Source organism: Microbispora sp. NPDC004025, from assembly GCF_053604425.1.
In genome coordinates this window covers 18,494-34,884 of record NZ_JBSGHN010000012.1, presented here as the reverse complement: position 1 = coordinate 34,884, position 16,391 = coordinate 18,494, and the positions used below count along the sequence as shown (strand labels likewise).

The following is a 16,391-nucleotide window of genomic DNA, read 5'->3' as shown; positions in this document are numbered from 1 at the left end:
TCAGGCGTCGCCGCCGGGCGCCGGCGGCAGGCGGGCCGCACGGGCGTTCAGGTAGCGCCGGCGCGGCAGGCTCGCCGCCCGCCGGGCCGCCGTGAGGTAGGCCTCCCGCGCCGCTGCCCGCTCCCCCGCCATCTCCAGCAGGTGCGCGCGCACCGCGGGCAGGCGGTGGTCGCGGGCGAGCCGCTCGTCGTCCTCCAGTCCCGCGAGCAGATCCAGCCCCGCCCGCGGGCCCCGGCTCATCGCCACCGCGACCGCGTGGTTCAGCGCCGTCACGGGGTTGGCCGACATCCCGGTCAGCACCGCGTACAGCGCGGCGATCTGCGGCCAGTCGGTCGCCTCCGCGCTCGGCGCCTCGTCGTGCAGGGCGGCGATCGCCGCCTGGATCTGGTACGGCCCGGGCACGCCCCGGGACAGAGCGGCGTCGACCAGCGCCACGCCCTCGGCGACGCGGGCGGCGTCCCACAGGCTCCGGTCCTGCTCGGCCATCGGGATCGGCGTGCCGTCCGGGGCGGCGCGGGCCGCACGGCGGGCATCGGTGAGCAGCATGAGGGCGAGCAGCCCGGCCACCTCGCCGTCGCCGGGCAGCAGCCGGTGGAGGATGCGGGCCAGCCGGATCGCCTCGGCGGCCAGGTCCTCCCGGCGAGGCCCGGTCCCGCCGGCGTCCCCGGCGTACCCCTCGGTGAAGACCAGGTAGAGCACGTGGAGGACGTTGCGCAGCCGCGCGTCGCGGTCGGCTCCCGCGGGCATGCCGAACGGAATGCCGCTGTCCCTGATGCGCTGCTTGGCCCGGGTGATGCGCCGGGTCATGGTCGTCTCCGGCGCCAGGAACGCCCGCGCGATCTGCGCGGTGGTCAGGCCGCCGACCGCACGCAGGGTGAGGGCGATCTGCGAGGCGGGCGACAGCGCAGGATGGCAGCACATGAACAGCAGGGTCAGCGTGTCGTCGGACGCGGCCGCGGACGTGTCCGCGGCGGGCGCGGTCCGCCACTCGGGCAGCGCCCGCCTGCCGGCGGCCTCCTCCCGGCCTCGCCGGGCCTGTTCTGCGCGCAGCAGATCGGTGAGCCTGCGGCCGGCGACGGTGACGAGCCAGCCCATGGGGTTGTCCGGCAGGCCGTCCTCCGGCCAGCGGACGGCGGCCGCGAGCAGCGCCTCCTGCACGGCGTCCTCGGCGGTGTCGAAGTGGCCGTACCGCCGCACGACCGCGCCGAGGACCCGCGGCGCCAGGCCGCGCAGCAGGTCCTCGGCATCGCCGTGAGGCGTCGTCACAGCTCCGGCTCGGGCTGTGACTCGGCGATCGGACGCACGTCCACGTACCACTCGTGCGCGAGAGCCGCGCCCTCGGGATGCGGGGTGTGCGCCAGGCGCGCGGCGATCTGCGTCGCCCGGTCGAAGCTGTCGCACTCGACGATCGTGTAGCCCGCCAGGACCTCCTCCGTCTCGGCGTACGGCCCGTCGGTGACGACGGGGACGCCCTCGCGCAGCCGGATCCTGCGGGCGTGGACGGGGGCGGTCAGGCCCTGGGCGTCGACGAACTCGCCCGACTTCACCAGGTCGTCGTTCCACTCGGTCATGAACGCGTGCATCGCCGCGACGTCGCCGGCCGACCAGGCGGGCGTGTGGCCCGGCCGTCCCTCGATGGCGTCGTAGTCCTGCTGCGAGCCGTACAGCATGATCATGTATTTCACGGTTCGCTCCTCTCCGGCGGGCGCCTGCCGCACCGCCGCGCAAGGGACGTCGGAGCCGGCCGTCCGATCCGGACACGGTCTCACGCGCGAGGGAAAGTTTCACGCCCGGGCACGGGGGCCGCGTCCCGGAGCAGCGCGCACTCTCCCGCCGGCCGCTGCGCGGACCCGGGCCGTTGGCGCGCGCGGCCTTCGTTGATCAGTGTGTGCGGCATGGCGGACTGGGCAGGCGCGTCGCGGATCGCGGCGATAACGGCAACCACTGTGGCATCGATCGTGCTGCTCTCGCCGGTGGCGGCGGCCCCGGCGATGGCGGACGTGCAGGAAGTGCAGGGCGCGGCGGCCTTCGCGCCACAGCCGCTTCCGGGCGAGGACACGCGGCAGGACACGCGGCAGGGCCCGCCGCGGCCTCCCGGCCGGCCGCCGGGGCAGCAGCTGCGCTGGGGCGACTGCGCGGGCGTGGACGACCCGGCCCTGCGCTGCGCGGAGGTCACCGTGCCGCTCGACCACCGCCGTCCCCGCGGTCGGACGATCACGATCGCGATCTCGCGGCTGCCCGCGACCGACCCGGCCCGCCGCCGGGGCGTGCTGCTCACCACCGGAGGCGGACCCGGCGGGCCGGGCGTGCCGCTGCCGTCGGCCCTGGCGCCCCAGCTGTCCCCCGAGGTGCGGGCCCGATACGACCTGATCGGCTTCGACATGCGCTTCGTCGAGCGGAGCACGCCCATCGGCTGCGGGCAGGACCTGGAGGAGACCGGCGGCTACTGGGTGCGCACCGCCACCCCGGGAAGCTTCCCCGCCGACGCCGCCGAGGCCCGCGCGTACGCCCGCGACTGCGTGCGCGCCGCCGGCTGGGCCCTGCCCCACGCCACGACGGCGAACGCGGCCCGCGACATGGACGTCATCCGGGCCGCGCTCGGCGAGGAGAAGATCTCCTACCTCGGGGGGTCGTACGCGGGGATGCTCGGGGCGACCTACAGCACCCTGTTCCCCGGCCGGGTGGACAGGTTCGTGCTGGACAGCCCGCCCTACGGCGACACGGTGTGGCGGCCGTACGAGCTGGCGCGCACCCCCGCGTTCGAGGCCGGAACGGCCGCCTTCGCCGCCTGGACGGCCGCGCGCGACGCCGACTACGGCCTCGGCGCCACCGCGCAGGAGGTCACCGACGCCGTCACCGGGCTCATCCGCCGCGCCGCGACGAGCCCCCTCGTCGTCGCGGGACACGCCTGGACCGGCGGCGAACTGGGGTCGCTGCTCGTGGCCGGCATCTACGACGAGCGTACCTTCGGGCTGGTCGCGGCGGCCTTCGCCGACCTCGCCGCCGGGCGGGAGCCGTTCGTGCCGTTCCCCCTCCGGCCGCTGCCGCCCGCCGGGGTGCCGGGCGTCCCCGCCGACAACCACACCGCGACCAACATCGCCTACCGGTGCGGGGACGGCCCCTGGCCGCGCGACCCCCGCGACTACCTGCGCGACCTCGCCTCCTACAGCGCGCGGTATCCGTTGTTCGGGCCGGCCAACGCCAACATCACGCCGTGCGCCTTCTGGCCCCGGATCAAGGACGAGCCGGTGCGGCTGTCGGCCAACCGGGCACCCGGGGTCCTGGTGACCGCGGCGCTGCGCGACGTGGCCGTCCCGGTCGCCAACAGCCGCGCCGTCGCCGCGCACATCCCCGGCTCGCGGCTGGTGACCATCGACGCCCACACCCACGCGCCGTACCCGTCGTTCGGCGACGCCTGCCTCAACGGCGCCGTCGACGCCTTCCTCACCACCGGGACGCTCCCGCCCGCCGACGTCGCCTGCTGACCGACGCGACGGGGCAGGCCCCCGCGGCTCAGCGGGTGAGAAGGGCGCGCAGGGCCCCGGCGACCACCGCCGGGGCCTCCTCGGCCATGAAATGCCCGCAGGCGACCGTGGAGTGCGCCAGGTCGGGGGCCCAGGCGCCCCACAGCGCCCCGGCGTCGTAGCCGAGCGCGGCCCCCCAGTCCTGCTGGAGCACGCTCACCGGCATCCGCAGCCGGTTCCCCGCCTCCCGGTCCGCCCGGTCGTGGTCCACGTCGATCCCCGCCGACGCGCGGTAGTCCGCCACGATCGAGGGCACCGCCGTACGGCAGGCGTCCAGGTAGGCGGCGCGTACGTCGCCGGGGATCGCCCCTCGGTCGAGGGTCCACAGGTCGAGGAAATGACCGAAGAACGCGTCCGCGCTCGCGCCGATCATCCGTTCGGGCAGGCCGGGCGGCTGGGCCATCAGGTACAGGTGGAACCCGACCGCCGCGGCGGCGCCGTGCATCACCTCCCACATGTCCAGCGTGGGCAGCACGTCGAGGCAGGCCAGGTGGCTGACGGCCGCCGGGTGGTCGAGCCCGGCGCGGAAGGCGACCAGGGCGCCGCGGTCGTGCCCGGCCAGGGCGAACCGCTCGTGTCCCAGCGCCCGGGCCAGGGCGACGACGTCGGCGGCCATCGTGCGCTTGGAATAGGTCTCGGGACCGGCCTCGGCCGGCTTGTCGCTGTCGCCGTAGCCGCGCAGGTCGGGGCAGATCACGGTGTGGTCTGCGGCCAGGTCGGCGGCGACGTGCCGCCACATGAGGTGGGTCTGGGGGAAGCCGTGCAGCAGCACGATCGGGCTCCCCGACCCGGCGACGGCCGTGTTCAGCGACACACCGTCGGCGACCGGCACGCGCAGGTAGTCGAAATCGGGAAGGACGGGCGCCATGACGCGTTCCCTTTCTGTGCGGGATCGGATGTGTCCCCAGGCTGCCGGGCGTGAATGAGCATCCGGTCAGCGCGCTACCGTGACAGGTGCCGTGACCTGGAGGGGAGCCGCAGGTGGGGATCACGTTCGGGGTGCTGGGGCCGGTGACGGCCTGGGACGGCGCCGGCGCCGCGATCGCCCTGAAGGGGCCCCGGCACCGCGCCGTGCTGGCCCGGCTGATCGTCGCCCGCGGGCGCGTCGTCCCGGTCACCCGCCTGGTGGACGATCTGTGGGACGAACCGCCGGCGGGGGCGATCGGGGCCGTACGGACGTTCGTGGCGGCGTTGCGCCGAGCGCTGGAACCCGGCCGGCCGCCCCGCACCCCCGCGCGGCTGCTGGTGACCGAGGGACCGGGGTACGCGCTGCGGGCCGCGACTGGCGCGGTGGACTCGTGGCGTTTCGAACACGCGGTGGCCGCCGCCGTGGCGCTGCCTCCGCAGGACGCGCTCGGGCGGCTGGAGGAGGCGCTGGGGTGGTGGCGCGGCCCCGCCTACGCGGAGTTCGCCGACGAGGACTGGGCCCGCGCCGAGCGCTCCCGCCTGGCCGAGCTGCGGCTGCACGCGGTCGAACGCCGGGCCGAGGCGCTGCTGGCCCTGGGCCGGGCCGCCGAGGCGGTGCCCGACCTGGACGCGCACACGGCCGGGCATCCCTGGCGCGAGGAGGCCTGGCGGCTGCTCGCGCTCGCGCTGTATCGCGGCGGACGGCAGGGCGACGCGCTGGCCGTGCTGCGCCGGGCGCGGGCCCTGCTGGTGGACGAGCTGGGCGTGGACCCCGGCCCGGGGTTGCGCAGTCTGGAGACCGACATCCTGCGCCAGGCCGGCCACCTCGACCCCACCCCGTCCGGAACCGCCGGCGCGGCCGAGCGGGTGTGGGCCGAGGCGACCGCCGCGTACGACCGCGCGGTCGCCACCGGAGCACGGGCCCGCCTGGAGTCGACGGCCGGGCTGCTGCGCGATCTCGCCGTGACCGGGGGCGGCGGTCTGCGGGCGGCCCGCGAGCACCGCGTGGCCGCCGTCGAGGCGGCCGAGGAGCTGGGCGACCCGGAGCTGACCGCCCGGGTCATCGGCGCCTTCGACGTCCCGGCCATCTGGACCCGCTCCGACGACCCCGGGCAGGCGGCGCGGATCGTGGCGGCGGCGGGGCGCACACTGGCCGCCCTGTCCCCCGACCACGAGGTCCCCGACCACGAGGCATACGGTCGCGCGGCCGCCGGTCACGAGGCGGCCCGCGCCCGGCTGCTGGCGACGATCGCGCTGGAGTCGCGCGGCGCCCGCTCCGGCCCCGGGCCGCGGGCGGCGGCGCGGCAGGCCGAGGAGATCGCCCGCCGCCTGAACGACCCCGCGTCGCTGGCGTTCGCGCTGAGCGGCGTGTTCATGCAGACCTTCCACCGCACGGGCCTCGCCGCCCGCCGCGACGGGATCGGCGCCGAACTGGTGGATTTGTCCGCCCGGCACGGCCTGGTCACCTTCGAGGTGCTCGGGCACCTCATCCGGATGCAGGCCCGGTCGGCCCTCGCGGACTTCCCGGCCGCCGACGCGCACGCCGCCGCCGCAGAGAGCCTGGCCGTACGGCACGAGCGGCCCCTGGTGGGGGTGTTCACCGGGTGGTACCGGGCGCTGCGCCTGGACGCGACCGGGCAGGCGCCGGTGGAGGAGGTCGAGGCCGCCTACCGGGAGGCCGCCACGCGGCTGGACGGCGCCGGGATGCCCGGCATGGAGCGCGGCCTGCTGCCGCTCGCGCTGCTGTGCCTGCGCCTGCGGCACGCGCAGCCCGCACCGGACGGCGAACATGCCGATTGGGGGCCGTACGCGCCGTGGGCCCGGCCTCTGGTGCTGCTGGCCCGCGGCCGCCGGACGGAGGCCGCGGCGGCGCTGCGCGCACTTCCCGAACCGCCGCCCGATCTGCTGACGGAGGCCCTGTGGTGCCTGACCGCGCGGGCGGCCCTCACGCTCGGCGACCGCACGACGATGGAACGCGCGTACGCCGCGCTGCTGCCCGCGGCGGGTGAACTGGCCGGGGCGGGCAGCGGCGTGCTGACGCTCGGCCCGGTGGCGGCGCACCTGGACGACCTCGCCGCCGCCCTCGGCATCGAGACGAGCAGGGACGCTTCGCTCAGGGACGCTTCCGTCAGCGGCGGCGGGGGCGCGGCCGGCGCGCGGGCGCCCGGCCCGCCGCCGTGGTCGGACGGGCCGCAGGGCCCGACCAGTGCGACGGCCGGATGAGGCCCGGGGGCAGCTTCGTGGCCTCGTCCCCCTTGGCCGCGTTCAGCTGGACCTGGGTGAGGAAGACACTCCCGGTGAAGTCGGCTCCGCCGAGATCGGCGCCGCGCAGGTCCGCCCCGATGAGGTCCGCCCAGCGCAGGTCGGCCCCCCGCAGGTCCGCCCCGATGAGGTAGGCGCCCCTCAGGTTGGCTCCGCGCAGGTCGGCCTTCCTCAGCCGGGCGCCGATGAGATCGGCTCCCCTGCGGTCGGGGGCGTGGCCCCCGGCCGACGCCCGCACCAGCTCGCTCGTCCGCAGCAGCAGCACGTTGACCTTCTCGCGGTGGGCGGCGACGTCCACGCCCAGCAGGTCGTCGGGGGTGCCCGTCGTCAGGCGCTCGGTCTCCTCGAACGCGCCGCGCAGCTCGGCGTGGATCGGGCGGGCCGCCGGCAGGGACAGCGCCTCGTCCAGGTACCACAACAGCTCGTGCAGGTGCCGCATGACCGGGAAGACCTCGAACATCCGGGCTGCGGTCCGTGGTTCGTCCCGCCAGCTGCGCCCGAAGGTGATCTGCGAGACCTTCTGCCCGGCGCCGAAGCAGTCGTAGACGGTGCAGCCGGGGAAGCCGCTGTCGCGCAGCCGGGCGTGGATGCCGCAGCGGAAGTCGTCCCGCAGGTTGGGGCACGGCCTCCCGGCGTCCTTGGTGATCGCGAAGTCGGCCGAGGCGGCGAAGGGCAGCGCGACGCAGCACAGCCCGAAGCAGTTCGCGCAGTCGGCCCGCAGGCCGGGCCGCCTGCCGCCGGGACCCGCCGGGGCGTCCGTGCCGATGCCTGCGGGGTCGTGCGTGTCGGGCAACGTGCCTGATCTCCTCGTGTTCCGCGGGCGATCGGCCGCTCGCCGGCCCGGCGCCCAGCTAGAAACGTATCCCACCCGCCGAGCGCCGGACGCCGGGCCGCCGTCACCGGTTCAGGCGCTCGCGGAGGCGGTCAGGCGGCCGACCATGCGGACCAGCCCGGCCCGCCGCTCCGCCAGGCTGTCTCCCCGGACCCCCGCCATGATCATCCGTACGATCTGGGGGGCGGTGAACCACCAGGTCGCCAGCGCGTACACCGCGTAGACCAGGTGCGCGGGCTCGACCTCGCCGGTGAGGAGCCCGTCGTCGCGCGCGGCGGCGAAGGCGGCGACCTTGCCCGCGTAGTGGGCGGCCCGCTCGTCTTGCGCGGCCACCTCGGCCCGGCCGTCCTCCAGTCCCTCCCAGGCGAGCAGGCGCAGGAAGTGCGGGTGGGCGCAGTGGTAATCGAACACCCGCCCGGCGTACTCGCCCAGGTCGGCCATCTGCTCGCCGGTGAGGGGGACTGCGGCGGCCACCTTGGCCAGCTCGGCCTCCAGGACGGCGGTGAACAGCTGCCGCTTGCCGCCGAAGTACTGGTAGATGCGCTCCTTGTTCACCCCCGCGCGGGCGGCGACTCGGTCCACCCGCGCGCCCTGCGGGCCGTGCTCGGCGAACTCCTCGACCGCCGCCTCCAGCAGCAGCCGTCTGGTCCTGGCGGTGTCCCATGCCATGACCGGCAGCCTACACAATTCCAACCGTCCAGTTGGTTTTGTGGCGGGCGCCTGCCATACTCCAACCGATCAGTTGGAGATTTCGCCGGCCGGCCGCGCTCCACGCCACCACGACAGATCGGAAAAACGGCATGACCGCCACATCCCGGACCACCCACGAGGTCGTCGACGCCTTCTTCGCCCGCTTCGCCGCCGGCGACCTGCCCGGCCTGCTCGACCTGTTCGCCGACCGGGTGGACTTCCTCGTCCCCGGAGACCCGAAGGTGCCCTGGACCGGGGCCCGCTCCGGCAAGGACGAGATCGCCGAGTTCTTCACGGTGCTCGCCACCGAACTCGCCCCCGAGGAGTTCACGATCGACACCACCCTCGTCGACGGCGGGCACGCGGTGACGACCGGCCGCAGCCGCTTCGGCGTGCTGTCGACCGGCAGGTCGTTCCTGAACGAGTTCGCCCTGCACTTCACCGTCGCCGACGGCAGGATCACCGGCTATCGCATGCACGAGGACAGCCACGCGATCAGCGAGGCGTACGCCGCCTGATCCGGCGCTCCCCGTCCGGCGGCCGGTCCCCGGCGCGGCCGGCCGCCGGACGGAGCGCGGGGTCAGGCGGCCACAGCGTCGTCAGGCGGGCGGCCAGGGGCTCGGCGGGGGCATGCGGGTCGGTCATCGGCAGGGTCCTTGCCGGTCAGCGGTCGACGGTGAGGTATCGCAGGGCGTGCTGTTTGTCCTCCTCGGTGGCTGGCCGTGGACGCGCAGGGTGTCCAGGCGGGCGTGGCCGGTCATCTCGGCGACGGTGATGAGGTCCTCGCCGCCGCGGATCAGCCGGGTGACGAAGGTGTGCCGGCCGGCGCGGGAACATTTGTCCAAGACCGACAGCCGGTCGCCGGTGCACAGTCTCCGCATGAATGAATACGACAGTGAACGCTCGCATGGGATGCACGTGGTTCATGACGGCCCGCGGCAGGCGCCGCCCTTGCTGCTCATCCACGGGTCGGGCGCCTCGGGCGGCTTCTGGGGCCCGGTGGTCCCGGCCCTGGCCGGCCACCATCACGTCATCCGCGTCGACCTGCCGGGTTGCGGCCAGTCCCCGCCCGCGCCGTCGTATGACGTGCCCGCGCAGGCGGGCCAGGTGGCGGCGCTGCTGGACGGCCTCGGCCTCCGTCACGTCGCCGTGGCCGGGCACTCCAGCGGCGGCTATGTCGCCACCGCGCTTGCCGAGCGACGTCGCGACCTCGTGGGCTCGCTTGCGCTGATCAGTAGCGGCCCGAGCCCGGATGCTCTCCGCCGGCAGCCGTTCATCCTTCGGGTGCTGCTGGCCCCGCCGTTGGGCCCGCTCCTGTGGCCGAGGCGTTCGGATGCGATGATCCGCAAGGGGATCAGTGCGACGGCCGTTCGCCCGGTGGACCTCCCGGACGACGTGGTCGCCGACGTTCGGAACATCACCTACCGCTCGATGAGGACGGTCCTGCGCCGCAACACCGCCTACATCGCCGAGCGGAGCGTGCCCGAGCGTCTGGCCGCCCTCGGCCTCCCCGTGCAAGTGATCTTCGGCGCTGCCGACCCCCGCTGGGAGCCGTCGTCGGCGCACCGCTACAACGCGGTGCCGGGCGCTCGGGTCGAGCTGCTGCCCGGCATCGGGCACCTGCCCATGCTGGAAGCGCCCGAGACGGTCGGCGAACTGCTGCTGAGCTTCACGGCGACGGTCGACGACCGGTGATTCCCTGATGCCTAGACTGGCCGGGTGCTGCCGACCGGGACGTCACTTGACTGGGCATGGGTGGACGTCGCGGTCCCGCGCCCGCCGGTTCGGCTGCCGGGGGTCAGCATGGCCGGGTTCCGCCATCGCGCCCCGGCCTCGGTGGACATCTCCATGGTCGCCTACCCCTCCGTCACCCTGCTCATCGATCTGAACGAGGGTTCCGGCGTCGTCTACGAAACCCATGGCCGGCACGAGCGCGGCAGTGTCGTCGCCGGGCTCCTGCCCGGCGATCTCCGGGCAACCGGCCGGGGAGCCGGACAGTTGCTTCAGATCCGGCTGGATCCGGTCGCGGCGGCCGCGGTGCTGGGCGCGTCGGCCGAGCTCAGCGGGACGGTGGCAGCCCTTGAGGATGTCTGGGGCCGCGACGCCGGGCGAGCCGAGGACAGGCTGCGCGCCGCCGCGTCGTGGGACGAGCGGTTCGCGATCGCGGCGGACATCCTGGGCCGGCGGCTGGGCGCCCACCCGCCGGTGGACCCCGAGGTCGCCCACGTCTGGCGGCGGACGCTGTCCAGCCGGGGGCGGGTTCGCATCGACGGGCTGGCGGACGAGGTCGGCTGGAGCCGCAAGCGGCTGTGGTCCCGCTTCGGGTCCCAGCTCGGCATCACCCCCAAACGCGCTGCCAGGCTGGTGCGTTTCGACCATGCCGCCCATCTGCTCGCGGCGGGTCACACCGCCGCCCGCGTTGCGGCCGAGAGCGGCTACGTCGATCAGTCCCACCTGCACCGGGAGGTCGTGACGTTCGCCGGGCGCACGCCGACGGCTCTGGCGGTCGCGCCGTGGCTCGCGGTCGATGACGTCGCGTGGCCGGCTTCGTCGCCCACCGGCGCGAGCACGCCGTCCCGGGATTGGCCATGCGCGCCAAGCTCCCGCCGCGGATGACGCCGGAACCCGCCACCCGCACGTTGGCCGCCACCGGCACGAACCAGCACACCGGCCGGCTTACGGTCGCCGAAGGCACCGGCGCGATCGTCGGACTCGCGATAATCGACGCCGACGGGCGCCATGGCATCACACTCCAACCGGGAGGGTCATGACCGCGGCACTGCGGGCGATCCAGATGGGTTGGACGATTTCGTCCAGTTTATGGTGGTATGTCGGGTAATATCAAGACTTATCTCCAGCGGGGCCGCGTGCCCGAAGGTGGGGTTGTCGCATGGCCGATCGAGGGCCGAGGAAGGATCCCCCACGGCTCACCGCACGTGGCGCGGCCACTCGCGACCGCATCGTCGCCACCACCTCCGACCTCATGTTCAGGCAGGGGGTCGCGGCGACGACCCTCGATCAGGTGGTGGACGCCTGCGGCATCAGCAAGTCGCAGCTCTATCACTACTTCCCGGACAAGGAAGCCCTGATCGCCGAGGTGATCGCGATACGGGAGCATCGCATGGTCTCCTCGCAGAAGCCGCAGCTCGACCAGGTGCGCTCGATGCGGGATCTCGAACGATGGCGCGACTGGCTGGTGACGAACCGCCGGGAGCGCGGCGAGCCCTACAGGTGCCCCATCGGCTCACTGGCCAACGAGCTCGCCTGCCGGCACGACGACGCCCGCCGTTCCCTGGCGGCCGTCTTCGACACCTGGCAGGGCCTGCTCGCCGGCGGCCTCGCCCGGATGCGGGAAAGCGGCGAGCTCGACCCCGGCGCCGATCCCCGGGAACTCGCCGTCGCGGTCATCGCCGCCCTGCAGGGCGGTTACCTGCTCGCCGAGACCATGCAGGACGAACGGCCCCTGGCGGTCGCCCTCGACATGGCGCTGGACCACGTGAAAGCCCACGTCAGGATCCCTGTCGCGAATTTGACACAACCAGACAACTAACCCCAAAGTGGACGAAATCGTCCAATCCTTCGTGGTACCGACCGTCCACGGGTGCGGCAGGAGAGTGGTGAGGCCGATGCCGTTCCTGCGCTCGATCCAGAAGCGCTACACGACAGCCGTGGCGGTGCTGTTCCTGCTGTTCGCGGCCCTGGGCGGGGTGAGCCTCGACCTGGCGATCCGCTACGGCGTCGAAGACCGGGTGTTGTTCGACGCCGAGCAGGTCGCCGCCCTGTGGAGCGCGCAGGTGCGCAACGGCACGCTGCCCACCGCATCCGTCCCGGGCCCCGTCTCGGGTTCCGTCGACCTGGTCCAGCTGGTGGACGCGCGGGGCAGGGTCGTGGACGCCAGTCCCGCCGCGACCGGACGACCGCCTCTGAGCTCTTTCAGGCCCGGGCCGGACAACCGGCTCCAGCGGCGCGTCGAGTGCGGGCCGGGCGAACGGTGCGTCCTGCTCATGGCCGACCGGGTGTCGACGGCCCCCGACGCCCCCGTCGTCTACGCGGGCACGGCCGAGCCGCCCCTCCTGGCGACACACCGCCTCGAATACCTCATCGCGGCGGCCGCGCTCCTCGTCGTCCTGCTCGGCGGCCTGCTGACATGGTGGATCACGGGCCGGACGCTGCGCCCGGTGGAGCAGCAGTTCCGGCTCGCCTCCATCACCTCCCACGAGCTCAGGACGCCGATCGCCGGGCTGCGGGTGCAGCTGGAGGAAGCGCTGCTCTACCCCGACGACGTCGCCCCCCGCGACGCCATCCGGGGGGCGCTGTCGGCCACCGGCCGCCTGGAGGCGATCGTGCAGGATGTGCTGGCCGTGGCCGGGCTGCGGGCCGGCCGGCCCGCGCCGCACGAGCCGATCGACCTCGGCGCGCTGGTGACCGAGGAGGTGGAGGCACACCCCGGCCGTACGCCCGTGGAGGTCCACATGACCGGGGACGTGTGGGTGCACGGCTCACGGGTGCAACTGGTCCGGGTGGTCGGCAATCTGCTGAGCAACGCGCGCAGGCACGCGGCGACCGGCGTCACGGTCCGGGTCGGGTCCGCCGGCGGCCAGGCGGTCGTGGCGGTGACCGACGACGGGAACGGCATCGCACCCGCCGACCGCGAGCGGGTCTTCGACCGGTTCACCCGGCTGGACGAGGGGCGGCGCAGGGACGCCGGCGGCACCGGGCTGGGTCTTGCGATCTCCCGCGACATCGCCCGGGCCCATCGGGGCACCCTGCGCGTCGAGGACTCTCCCCGCGGCGCGCGGTTCGTCCTGCGGCTGCCGCTCATGCGCCGGAACGCGATCGGCGGCGTCCCGTCCGCATCGGAGCCCCGAGAAAAATCTTGAAAAAAAATTCGGGAGAGATGTCGATCCGGGCTCGTCCCGTTCGAGGAGTGGGTGAAGGGCCGGTGAGGGACCGGCCCCCGCCCGGAGGGACGACCACCCATGACCACCGCCACCGCTCACGCCGTCACCCCGTCCCGCGCCTGCGACCGCCGCGACGCCGTCACCCGCAGCCTGCTGGGGTACGGCGTGATCGCCGGCCCGATCTACGTCGGGGTGTCGCTCACCGAGGCCCTCACCCGGGACGGATTCGACCTGACCCGGCACGCCTGGAGCCTGCTCGCCAACGGCGACCTCGGCTGGATCCACATCACGAACCTCGTCCTGGCCGGGGCGATGACCATCGCCTTCGCCGCGGGCCTGCGCCGGGCCGCCGGACGCGGCTGGGCCCCCCGCCTGCTGGCCGTCTACGGCCTGAGCCTGCTGGCGGCCGGGGCCTTCCGGGCCGACCCGGCCCAGGGCTTCCCCCGCGGCGTGCCGGGCGGCGAGGTCAGCTGGCACGGCATCGCGCACCTGGCCTCCGGCGGCGTCGGGTTCGCCTGCCTGGTCGCGGCCTGCTTCGTCCTCGCCCGCCGCTTCGCCCGCAGCGGGAGGACGGCCTGGGCGTGGGGGTCGCGGGCGACCGGCGCGCTGTTCGCGGCCGGCTTCCTGGCCATGGTCTCCGCCGCGGGCGCGGCCTGGTCCAACCTCGCCTTCACCGGCGCCGTGGTGCTCGGCTGGGCCTGGATCGCCGCCCTGGCCGTGCACACCTACCGGAACGCCTGACCCGTCCCGCGATCACCTGATAGATCATTGCTTGAAGGGAGACGACCGATGCGATACATGGTTCTGCTCAGGGCCGCCCAGCCCGCCACCCCGCCGCCCGCCGACCTCATGGAGGCCATCGCCAAGCTCGGCCAGGAGGCGACCGTCGCCGGAGCCCTGCTCGACACCGCCGGCCTGGCCCCCAGCGTCTCCGGGGCGGCCGTACGGCTCGCCGAGGGCGGGCTCAGCGTGACCGACGGCCCCTTCGCCGAGTCGAAGGAACTGATCAGCTACGCCCTGTACGACGTGCGGTCGAAGGAGGAGGCGGTCGAATGGACCGCACGCTTCATGCGCCTGCACCGCGACCTGTGGGAAGGCTGGGAAGGCGAGGCCGAGGTGGTCAAGGTGCTCGGCCCCGAGGACTTCGCCCCACCGGCCTGAGCACCCCATGACCGGCACCGAGCCGCGGCTCGCGGCGCACCGCGCGATCGAGGCGGTCTGGCGGATCGAGTCGGCCAGGCTCGTCGCGGGGCTGGCCCGCCTCGTCGACGACATCGGCCTGGCCGAGGAACTCGCCCAGGACGCGCTGCTCATCGCGCTGGAGCAGTGGCCGGAGGCGGGCGTTCCGGACAACCCGGGCGCCTGGCTGATGGCCACCGCCAAGCACCGCGCGATCGACCACCTGCGGCGGCGCGGCCGATACGAGCGCAAGCTCCAGGAGATCGGCCGCGACCTCGGCAGCAGGCCGGAGCCCGACCCGGACGCCGACATGGACGACCACATCCGCGACGACATGCTGCGGCTCATCTTCACCGCCTGCCACCCCGCCCTGACCACCGAGGCCCGCGTCGCGCTCACGCTGCGCCTGCTCGGCGGCCTGACCACTGGGGAGATCGCCCGGGCCTTCCTGGCCACCGAGCCGGCGGTGGCCCAGCGGATCGTCCGCGCCAAGCGCACCCTGGCCGCGAAAGGGGTCAGGTTCGAGATGCCGGCCCCCGACGAGCTGGCCGGACGGCTGGCGTCCGTGCTGGAAGTCGTCTACCTGATCTTCAACGAGGGCTACTCGGCCACGGCGGGCCACGACTGGACCCGTCCCGACCTCTGCCACGAGGCGCTGCGCCTGGGCCGTCTCCTGACGGGCCTGCTCCCCCGCGAAGCGGAGGTGCACGGCCTGGCCGCGCTGATGGAACTGCAGGCCTCCCGGCTGCATGCCCGCACCGGGCCCGGCGGCGCGCCGGTCCTGCTCGCCGACCAGGACCGGCGGCTGTGGGACCGGCTGCTCATCCGCCGGGGGCTCGAGGCGCTGGAGCGGGCCGAGTCGCTCGGCGGCGTCTTCGGCCCCTACGCCCTGCAGGCGGCCATCGCCGCATGTCACGCCCGCGCGGCCCACGCCGGCGAGACCGACTGGGAGCGCGTCGCCGCCCTCTACCGGGTCCTCGCCCACGTCTCACCCTCCCCCGTCGTGGAGCTGAACCGCGCCGTCGCGGTCGCCATGGCCGGCGACCCCGCACGCGGGCTGGAGATCGCCGACGCCGTCGCCGCCGACAAGGCCCTGCGCGGTTACCCCCAGCTGCCCGCCGTACGCGGGGACCTGCTGGCCCGGCTGGGCCGTACGGAGGAGTCGCGGCGGGAGTTCGAGCGGGCGGCGTCGCTGACGGGCAACGAGCGGGAGCGGGCCCTGTTCCTCGGCCGCGCCGCCGGCAGCCGATAGCCCCGTCCGGCGGCGAGCACGCCGTACGGTCCGACGAGTCGAGGAGGAAGCCGGTCATGTCGGTGACGCGGGAAGTGCGCGCCTACTACGAGCAGGACAGGGAGCACGGCAGGCTCCGCGCGGGGCGAGGGCGGTTGGAGCTGTGGCGGACACAGGACGTGTTGCGCCGGGCGCTGCCGTCGCCGCCCGCCCGGGTGCTCGACGTCGGCGGCGGCACCGGCGTGCACGCCGAATGGCTTGTCGCGGACGGTTACGAGGTCGAGTTGCTCGACCCGATCCCGCTCCACGTCGAGCGGGCCGGGGCCCTGGCCGGAGTGACGGCCCGGCTGGGCGACGCACGCGACCTGCCCGCAGCGGACGCGAGCGCGGACGCGGTCCTGCTGCTGGGCCCGCTCTACCACCTGGCCGACCGCGCCGACCGGGTCACGGCCCTGACCGAGGCGCGCCGCGTGGTGCGCCCCGGAGGGCTGGTGGCCGCCGCCACCATCAACCGCTACGCCGCCGTGCACGACACGATCAACCTCGGGGTCTACACGCAGGAGCCGGAGCGGCGGGCGGCGCACCAAGCCGTGACGGACGGCGTGATGCTGTCTCCCGGGCACGGTTTCTCCGCCTACTTCCACGAGCCCGACGAGGTGGTCGGGGAGTTCGCCGACGCCGGGTTGCCCGAGGCCGAGCGGTACGGTCTGGAGGGCGCCTTCTGGCTGTACGGCGACGTCGACGACTGGCTCGACGACCCCGAACGCCGCCGGCTCATGCTCGACGCCCAGCGCGCCATGGAGCGCGTGCCGTCCCTCCTCGGCGTCAGCGGCCACCTGCTCACCCTGGCGCGCCGCCCCGCGTAG

17 protein-coding genes are annotated in these 16,391 nt (G+C 74.6%); 11 read left to right on the top strand and 6 right to left on the bottom strand.

Annotated elements, in window-relative coordinates; genetic code table 11:
• Both ACWEQG_RS26585 and ACWEQG_RS26580 read right to left on the bottom strand, forming a co-directional pair.
• Entirely contained in the window at positions 1-1,266 is a 1,266-nt protein-coding gene (locus ACWEQG_RS26585) for an RNA polymerase sigma factor (RefSeq protein WP_452288695.1), read from the bottom strand.
• On the bottom strand, positions 1,263-1,676 hold the full coding sequence (locus ACWEQG_RS26580) for a YciI family protein (protein ID WP_452289159.1): 414 nt from the start codon (positions 1,674-1,676) through the stop codon (positions 1,263-1,265). Before ACWEQG_RS26580 ends, ACWEQG_RS26585 begins: the two co-directional genes overlap by 4 nt.
• 219 nt (positions 1,677-1,895) lie before the next feature.
• On the opposite strand from ACWEQG_RS26580, the gene ACWEQG_RS26575 reads away from it, so the two are divergent.
• Entirely contained in the window at positions 1,896-3,485 is a 1,590-nt protein-coding gene (locus tag ACWEQG_RS26575) for an alpha/beta fold hydrolase (RefSeq protein ID WP_452288693.1), read from the top strand.
• A gap of 28 nt (positions 3,486-3,513) precedes the next feature.
• On the opposite strand, the gene ACWEQG_RS26570 is transcribed toward ACWEQG_RS26575, so the two are convergent.
• Positions 3,514-4,392, bottom strand: coding sequence for an alpha/beta fold hydrolase (locus tag ACWEQG_RS26570; protein ID WP_452288691.1), 879 nt, complete (start codon positions 4,390-4,392; stop codon positions 3,514-3,516).
• A 113-nt stretch (positions 4,393-4,505) separates the two neighbouring features.
• Between ACWEQG_RS26570 and ACWEQG_RS26565 the strand changes: the two genes are divergently transcribed.
• The gene (locus ACWEQG_RS26565; RefSeq protein WP_452288689.1) at positions 4,506-6,653 is read left to right on the top strand and encodes a BTAD domain-containing putative transcriptional regulator; all 2,148 of its coding nucleotides are present in this window, start codon (positions 4,506-4,508) and stop codon (positions 6,651-6,653) included.
• On the opposite strand, the gene ACWEQG_RS26560 is transcribed toward ACWEQG_RS26565, so the two are convergent.
• Positions 6,559-7,485 (bottom strand): pentapeptide repeat-containing protein, encoded by a 927-nt coding sequence (locus tag ACWEQG_RS26560; RefSeq protein WP_452288687.1) that lies wholly within the window; start codon positions 7,483-7,485, stop codon positions 6,559-6,561. The genes ACWEQG_RS26565 and ACWEQG_RS26560 overlap by 95 nt on opposite strands.
• Positions 7,486-7,596: 111 nt before the next feature.
• Positions 7,597-8,193: a TetR family transcriptional regulator gene (locus tag ACWEQG_RS26555; RefSeq protein WP_452288685.1), complete on the bottom strand. Its 597-nt coding sequence runs from the start codon at positions 8,191-8,193 to the stop codon at positions 7,597-7,599.
• 131 nt (positions 8,194-8,324) lie between these two features.
• On the opposite strand from ACWEQG_RS26555, the gene ACWEQG_RS26550 reads away from it, so the two are divergent.
• Positions 8,325-8,732: a nuclear transport factor 2 family protein gene (locus tag ACWEQG_RS26550; protein ID WP_452288683.1), complete on the top strand. Its 408-nt coding sequence runs from the start codon at positions 8,325-8,327 to the stop codon at positions 8,730-8,732.
• Here the strand turns inward: ACWEQG_RS26550 and ACWEQG_RS26545 are convergent.
• Positions 8,710-8,859: a hypothetical protein gene (locus tag ACWEQG_RS26545; RefSeq protein ID WP_452288681.1), complete on the bottom strand. Its 150-nt coding sequence runs from the start codon at positions 8,857-8,859 to the stop codon at positions 8,710-8,712. The two genes, ACWEQG_RS26550 and ACWEQG_RS26545, sit on opposite strands and share 23 nt — an antisense overlap.
• A 234-nt stretch (positions 8,860-9,093) precedes the next feature.
• Between ACWEQG_RS26545 and ACWEQG_RS26540 the strand changes: the two genes are divergently transcribed.
• From ACWEQG_RS26540 to ACWEQG_RS26505, 8 genes are all read left to right on the top strand, one after another.
• The gene (locus ACWEQG_RS26540) at positions 9,094-9,909 is read left to right on the top strand and encodes an alpha/beta fold hydrolase (RefSeq protein WP_452288679.1); all 816 of its coding nucleotides are present in this window, start codon (positions 9,094-9,096) and stop codon (positions 9,907-9,909) included.
• Between the two features lie 24 nt (positions 9,910-9,933).
• On the top strand, positions 9,934-10,830 hold the full coding sequence (locus tag ACWEQG_RS26535) for a helix-turn-helix domain-containing protein (protein WP_452288677.1): 897 nt from the start codon (positions 9,934-9,936) through the stop codon (positions 10,828-10,830).
• A gap of 274 nt (positions 10,831-11,104) precedes the next feature.
• Positions 11,105-11,764 carry a TetR/AcrR family transcriptional regulator gene (locus tag ACWEQG_RS26530; RefSeq protein WP_452288675.1) on the top strand — a complete coding sequence of 220 codons (660 nt, stop codon included), beginning with the start codon at positions 11,105-11,107 and terminating at the stop codon, positions 11,762-11,764.
• Positions 11,765-11,840: 76 nt separating this feature from the next.
• Positions 11,841-13,094, top strand: coding sequence for a sensor histidine kinase (locus ACWEQG_RS26525; RefSeq protein WP_452289157.1), 1,254 nt, complete (start codon positions 11,841-11,843; stop codon positions 13,092-13,094).
• A gap of 99 nt (positions 13,095-13,193) precedes the next feature.
• Positions 13,194-13,856, top strand: a complete 663-nt coding sequence (locus ACWEQG_RS26520; protein WP_452288673.1) for a DUF998 domain-containing protein — start codon at positions 13,194-13,196, stop codon at positions 13,854-13,856.
• Between the two features lie 48 nt (positions 13,857-13,904).
• Positions 13,905-14,276, top strand: coding sequence for a YciI family protein (locus tag ACWEQG_RS26515; protein ID WP_452288671.1), 372 nt, complete (start codon positions 13,905-13,907; stop codon positions 14,274-14,276).
• Positions 14,277-14,283: 7 nt separating this feature from the next.
• The gene (locus ACWEQG_RS26510; RefSeq protein ID WP_452288669.1) at positions 14,284-15,546 is read left to right on the top strand and encodes an RNA polymerase sigma factor; all 1,263 of its coding nucleotides are present in this window, start codon (positions 14,284-14,286) and stop codon (positions 15,544-15,546) included.
• Positions 15,547-15,602: 56 nt separating this feature from the next.
• Positions 15,603-16,391, top strand: a complete 789-nt coding sequence (locus ACWEQG_RS26505; protein ID WP_452288667.1) for a class I SAM-dependent methyltransferase — start codon at positions 15,603-15,605, stop codon at positions 16,389-16,391.

Bases quoted from the DNA above. Each gene is read 5' to 3' on its own strand.
- ACWEQG_RS26580 (WP_452289159.1), bottom strand. From the start codon at position 1,676: ATGATCATGCTGTACGGCTCGCAGCAGGACTACGACGCCATCGAGGGA.
- ACWEQG_RS26575 (WP_452288693.1), top strand. From the start codon at position 1,896: ATGGCGGACTGGGCAGGCGCGTCGCGGATCGCGGCGATAACGGCAACC.
- ACWEQG_RS26570 (WP_452288691.1), bottom strand. From the start codon at position 4,392: ATGGCGCCCGTCCTTCCCGATTTCGACTACCTGCGCGTGCCGGTCGCC.
- ACWEQG_RS26555 (WP_452288685.1), bottom strand. From the start codon at position 8,193: ATGGCATGGGACACCGCCAGGACCAGACGGCTGCTGCTGGAGGCGGCG.
- ACWEQG_RS26550 (WP_452288683.1), top strand. From the start codon at position 8,325: ATGACCGCCACATCCCGGACCACCCACGAGGTCGTCGACGCCTTCTTC.
- ACWEQG_RS26545 (WP_452288681.1), bottom strand. From the start codon at position 8,859: ATGACCGACCCGCATGCCCCCGCCGAGCCCCTGGCCGCCCGCCTGACG.
- ACWEQG_RS26540 (WP_452288679.1), top strand. From the start codon at position 9,094: ATGAATGAATACGACAGTGAACGCTCGCATGGGATGCACGTGGTTCAT.
- ACWEQG_RS26530 (WP_452288675.1), top strand. From the start codon at position 11,105: ATGGCCGATCGAGGGCCGAGGAAGGATCCCCCACGGCTCACCGCACGT.
- ACWEQG_RS26525 (WP_452289157.1), top strand. From the start codon at position 11,841: ATGCCGTTCCTGCGCTCGATCCAGAAGCGCTACACGACAGCCGTGGCG.
- ACWEQG_RS26520 (WP_452288673.1), top strand. From the start codon at position 13,194: ATGACCACCGCCACCGCTCACGCCGTCACCCCGTCCCGCGCCTGCGAC.
- ACWEQG_RS26515 (WP_452288671.1), top strand. From the start codon at position 13,905: ATGCGATACATGGTTCTGCTCAGGGCCGCCCAGCCCGCCACCCCGCCG.
- ACWEQG_RS26510 (WP_452288669.1), top strand. From the start codon at position 14,284: ATGACCGGCACCGAGCCGCGGCTCGCGGCGCACCGCGCGATCGAGGCG.
- ACWEQG_RS26505 (WP_452288667.1), top strand. From the start codon at position 15,603: ATGTCGGTGACGCGGGAAGTGCGCGCCTACTACGAGCAGGACAGGGAG.